This window comes from Kitasatospora sp. DSM 101779 (assembly GCF_025655475.1).
Classification (GTDB): Bacteria; Actinomycetota; Actinomycetes; order Streptomycetales; family Streptomycetaceae; genus Kitasatospora.
In genome coordinates this window covers 5,776,054-5,780,906 of sequence record NZ_JAHTIK010000001.1, presented here as the reverse complement: position 1 = coordinate 5,780,906, position 4,853 = coordinate 5,776,054, and the positions used below count along the sequence as shown (strand labels likewise).

The 4,853-nt window shown below is 78.5% G+C and carries 4 protein-coding genes; 3 read left to right on the top strand and 1 reads right to left on the bottom strand.

All coding sequences use genetic code 11. The features are described from left to right. Nucleotides 1-206 precede the first annotated feature (206 nt). Complete coding sequence (locus tag KSNIM_RS26320) at nucleotides 207-2,150, top strand: alpha/beta hydrolase family protein (RefSeq protein ID WP_263105602.1); 1,944 nt, start codon at nucleotides 207-209, stop codon at nucleotides 2,148-2,150. Nucleotides 2,151-2,344: 194 nt separating this feature from the next. Then, on the top strand, nucleotides 2,345-2,500 hold the full coding sequence (locus tag KSNIM_RS26315) for a hypothetical protein (RefSeq protein WP_263105601.1): 156 nt from the start codon (nucleotides 2,345-2,347) through the stop codon (nucleotides 2,498-2,500). A 66-nt stretch (nucleotides 2,501-2,566) separates the two neighbouring features. Here the strand turns inward: KSNIM_RS26315 and KSNIM_RS26310 are convergent, their stop codons facing one another. Continuing rightward, the gene (locus KSNIM_RS26310; protein ID WP_263105600.1) at nucleotides 2,567-3,646 is read right to left on the bottom strand and encodes an alcohol dehydrogenase catalytic domain-containing protein; all 1,080 of its coding nucleotides are present in this window, start codon (nucleotides 3,644-3,646) and stop codon (nucleotides 2,567-2,569) included. A gap of 204 nt (nucleotides 3,647-3,850) precedes the next feature. Here KSNIM_RS26310 and KSNIM_RS26305 point away from each other — a divergent pair, with 204 nt between their 5' ends. Next, nucleotides 3,851-4,516: a class I SAM-dependent methyltransferase gene (locus KSNIM_RS26305; RefSeq protein WP_263105599.1), complete on the top strand. Its 666-nt coding sequence runs from the start codon at nucleotides 3,851-3,853 to the stop codon at nucleotides 4,514-4,516. The last annotated feature ends 337 nt before the right edge of the window (nucleotides 4,517-4,853 follow it).

Below are 4,853 nucleotides of genomic sequence, written 5' to 3'. Positions count from 1 at the left end.
CGGCGGGACGGCCCGCCGGCTCACCCCCGTCGTGCTCGGCCTGACCGCCGACTCACCCGCGGACCGCTGGCCGCCGGAGCGGGCGCTGGCCGCGCTGGCAGTGCTCACCGGTCCGCCGTCCCCACCCTCCCCGGGCGGCGGCACGGGCAGCTGACCCGCCCGCGCGCCGCCCGCCCAGCCCCCCGTACGGATCAGGAGAGCCGCCGATGAGCACCGTTGCCCGGAGCGCCGCCCAGGCGCTGCGCCGGTTCGGCTTCACCTTCGCCGCCGACGGCTCGCACGCCGCCTGCCTGGCCGCCGGGCCGGACGGCGGCTGGTACGCCGAGAGCTGGCGGCTGCCCGCCGACGGCTCCCCCGCCGACCCCGTCCCGCTGCCGCCGCCCGGCGGAGGCACCGAGAGTCTGCGCTCCCAGCTGGTCGCGCTCCCCGACGGCCGGGTGCTGGTCTGCCGGCACGACGGCGAACGGCACGACCTCGTCCTGCTGTCCGCCGCGCCGGACGGCCGCGAGCAGCAGCTCGCCCGACTGTGGCTGCCCGGGCTGCGGCTGCTGCCGCAGCCCGGCGGCGGGGCGGTCGCGCTCGGCACCGACGGGCGGCCGGTCACCACGGTCTGGCGGATCGTCGCGGACGGCTCGCCGCCCGCGCAGGTCGCCGAGCTGCCCGGGATGTACGGCGGCGGCGTCTGGCTGGACACCGCCGGACGCCTGCTGGCCCTGGACCGGGTCGCCGCCGGCACCGTGCGCACCGTCGTCCTGGACCTCGAACTCGGCGCGGTCACCCCGCTGCTGGAGATCGCCGAGGTCAGCAACGACCGGCTGGTGCTGTTCGACCCGGCGAGCGGCTTCGGCCTCGTCCGCAGTGATGCGCCCGGCGCCGACCGGCTCGGGTGGGCGGTGCTCGGCGGCTCCGACCCGGTCCGCTTCCCGGAGTGCCTGCACCTGCCCGGCCCGGTGCCGCGGCCGGTCGCCCTCGCCCCGGGCGGGGCGGCCGATCCGCGCGTCGTGCTGCAGCTCGACCACGGTGCGGCCACCGCCCTCGCGCTCTGGCAGCCCTCCACCGGCCGGCTGGACCGGCTGCCCGCCCCGCCCGGCCGGTTCGGCGAGATCGGCCACTGGTCTGCGGCGGGCCTGCGGATCCCGTACTCGGCGCCGGACCACCCGGCAGCCCTCGCCACCGTCGACGTGGACGCCCTGCTGGCGTCCGGCGGCTCGGGCACCCCGGGGGCCGTCCCGCCGCCGCTGCCGCTGCAGCTCGCCCCGCTCACCTCCGGTGCCCTCCACGGCGACCAGCCGCCCGGGCCGGCCGGCGCGCACCCGGCCGGCTGGCGGGTGGACGGCTCCGCCGAACCGGGTGACGGCGGCAGCTGGCACGCCGCCCGGCCGGTGCACCTCGGCGGACCGGCCGGCCCGCTGGAGGCCGTGGTGTACGGCGGCGACTCCTGGCTGGCCGCCCCGCACCTCGTCCTCGCGCTGCACGGCGGCCCGGCCGACGCCTGGCGGCTGGAGTTCGACCCGGTCCTGCAGCGGATGGCCGGCCGCGGGTCGGCCGTGGTCGCCGTCAACCAGCGCGGCTCGACCGGCTACGGGCCCGAGCACGAGGCCGCGATGCACGGTGCCTGGGGCGGCCCGGACCTCGACGACGTGCTGCACCTGCTGGACGGGCTGGCCGAGCAGCGCGCCGCCCTGGGCCTGGAGCCGCCCGCCCTGTTCGGGGTGAGCTACGGCGCGTTCCTCGCCCTGCTGGCCGCCGCGCACGCCCCGGCCGGGCACCTCGCGCGGTGCGCGGTGGTGGCGCCCTTCCTGTCCGGTGCACGGCTGCTCGCCGAGGCCGCCGAGCCCGTCCGGGCGATGTGCGAGCGCCTCGGCGGCGAGGCCGAGCCGCAGGACGCCCGCGGCCCGCGCGACGTGCTGCAGCTGGCCGGACGGCTGACGGCGCCCCTGCTGGTCGTGCACGGCGACCGGGACGAGGTGGTGCCGGTCGGGCAGTCGCGCACGCTCCGTCACGAGCTGCTGCGGCTCGGCCGGACGGAGGGCACCGACTTCCGGTACGTGGAGGCCGCCGGAGCCGGCCACGACCTGCTGGCCGAGGAGGGCGCCGCCGTCCTGCACGAGCTGCTGGCGGGCTTCCTGCGCACCGGCAAACCGGCCTGACGGCCCGCGCGGGCGCCACCGAATCGGAGTGTGCCGTGCGCGGGCAGTGACCGCCCCGATAGGCTCGTGCCCGATCCGGCCGCTGCGGCGGCCGGGGTCCCGGGCGCCGAACGCCCGGGCGGCCGGGCCGCCCAGTGCCCGGCCGGACGACGCTGCAACCGCAGTACCGCACCGCACGGAGAAGACAGAACCTGATGTCCGACACCCTCACCGACACCACCGAGCACGACCGCACCGCGCCCGGCGCCGACGAGGCCACGGCCGAGGACAACGGGCACGGCCGCCACCGTGGCACGACGGCGGCGGACGACCGCGCCGACGCCGACCCGCACGGCCGGCACCGCCGCTGACCTGCTCGAACGGCTGTGGCCCGGGGCTCCTGCCCCGGGCCACGGGCGTTTCTGGCCGGGTCGCGGTCAGTCGAAGGTGACCACGGTGCGCAGCCCCTCGCCGCGGCGCATGCCCGCGACGGCCGCGTTGACCTCGGCGAGCGGCACCCGGCGGGTGACCAGTGCGGCCAGGTCGAGCCGCCCGGCCCGCCACAGCTCGACCACCCGGGCCGCGGTGCGGGCCACGTCGCCGCCGCCGTACAGCGAGGGCAGCACCCGCTTCTCGTTGAAGAACAGCTCGCCGAGGCTGAAGGAGACCCGGTCGTCGCGGGCGCCGGCGCCGACCACCACGACGGTGCCGCCGCGCCGGGCGGCGTCGTAGGCGGCGCGGACGGTCTCCGAGCGGCCGACCGCCTCCACCACGCAGTCGTAGCCGCCGAGGGCGAGGCCCTTGGCGGCGGCCCGCAGCTCCTCCGGGGCGAGGGCGTCGGTGGCGCCGAGCGCGAGGGCCTGCTCCCGGCGGGAGGCGACCGGGTCGACCACGGTGACCCGGGCGGCGCCGCTGACCAGTGCGGCCTGGACGGCGGCCGCGCCGACCCCGCCGGCGCCGAGCACGGCGACGGTGGCGCCCGGCTCGACCCGGGCGGTGTTCACCACCGCGCCGAAGCCGGTGGTGACGCCGCAGCCGACCAGCGCGGCCAGCTCGAAGGGCAGGTCGGCGGGCACCTTCAGCACGGCGTCGGCGGCGACCACGGCCTCCTCCGCGAAGCTGCCGGTGCTGTAGAAGCCGTACGCGGCGGTGCCGCCGCCGAAGCGGAAGGTCGGCTCGGCGAGCCGCTTGAGGCTCGCGGTGCACAGGTGGGTCTCGCCGCGGGTGCAGAACCCGCAGCGGCCGCAGGGCGGCATCCAGCAGAGCACCACCCGGTCGCCCGGGGCGAGGCCGGTGACGCCCTCACCGACCTCGGTGACCTCGCCGGCGCCCTCGTGGCCGGGTACGAAGGGGGCCGGCTGCGGCAGGACGCCGCTCATCGCGGAGAGGTCGGAATGACAGAGCCCTGCGGCGCGCATCCGGACCCGCACGGTGCCCGGCCCGACGGTGACCGTCTCCACGTCGTCGCGGACCTCCAGCACGTCCTGGCCGGTCTCGTGCAGGATCGCTGCGCGCATCGGTGCTCCCGCTCCCCTCGTCGCCCTCGTACCCCCGCGTGCCGGGGGCCCTCGACGGCACGAGCGTACGGGCGCCGGGCGGGGACCCGGACGGCCGCAGGCCCCGGGGGACGGGTGCCGGGCGCGGACCTGGGCGGCCGGCGGGCCCGGAGCGTCGGGTAGGGTCCGCTGCACCCGTCCGTCCGGCCACCAGGGAGCACCAGCATGACCGACCGCCACGACGCGCCCGGCGCGGCCCGCCCGGAGCCCGAGGTGCTCAAGGCCTTCGAGTCGGCGACCGGATTCATGCCCGTGGACGAGGGCCTCGCGCTGTACGCGGCGGCGGTCGAGGCCGCGGAGCGCACGGGGCTGCCGGTGCTGGAGATCGGCACGTACTGCGGCCGCTCGGCCGTCCTGCTCGCGGACGCGGCCCGGCGCACCGGCACGGTGGCGCTCACCGTCGACCACCACCGGGGCTCGGAGGAGCAGCAGCCGGGCTGGGAGTACCACGACCCGACGCTGGTCGACCCGGAGGTCGGCCGGATGGACACCCTGCCGGCCTTCCGCCGGACGCTGTTCCACGCCGGGCTGGAGGACCACGTGGTGGCGCTGGTGGGCCGCTCGCCGCAGATCGCCGGGCTCTGGGGCGGCCGGCTGGCGCTGGTCTTCATCGACGGCGGGCACACCGACGAGCACGCCACCGGCGACTACGAGGGCTGGGTGCCACACCTGGCCGAGGACGGCCTGCTGGTGGTGCACGACGTCTTCCCGGACCCGCAGGACGGCGGACAGGCGCCGTACCGGGTGTACCTGCGGGCGCTCGACGAGGGCTTCGAGGAGGTCTCGGTGACGGGCTCGCTGCGGGTGCTGCGGCGGACCGCCGACCGATGAGCGCCGGCCGGCCGATCGGGCCGGCCGATCCGACCGGCGGCCGGGCGCCGCGGGCACGATCCCGGTCGCTCCGCCGTCGTACGACACGGCGGTACCACCGGGTGCCGTGCCGCGGCGCACCCGCGGTCTGTACGGTGTCGGACAGCAGTCGAACGGCTGGGCACGGCGCGGTGGGTGCAACGCGACTACGCAGCGGGGCGAGGGCAGGGGAATGACGGATCAGGACAACACGCCGCCGGCGGTCTGGGACCCGACCGCGCGCGGCGGTGCCGGCGGCTGGGTGCGGCGCAGGCCGGCGCCCGAGGGTGCCCCGCCGTCCCCGGCCGGTGCCCCGGGC

Coding starts and splice junctions, on each gene's coding strand:
- KSNIM_RS26320 (WP_263105602.1), top strand. CDS start 207: ATGAGCACCGTTGCCCGGAGCGCCGCCCAGGCGCTGCGCCGGTTCGGC.
- KSNIM_RS26315 (WP_263105601.1), top strand. CDS start 2,345: ATGTCCGACACCCTCACCGACACCACCGAGCACGACCGCACCGCGCCC.
- KSNIM_RS26310 (WP_263105600.1), bottom strand. CDS start 3,646: ATGCGCGCAGCGATCCTGCACGAGACCGGCCAGGACGTGCTGGAGGTC.
- KSNIM_RS26305 (WP_263105599.1), top strand. CDS start 3,851: ATGACCGACCGCCACGACGCGCCCGGCGCGGCCCGCCCGGAGCCCGAG.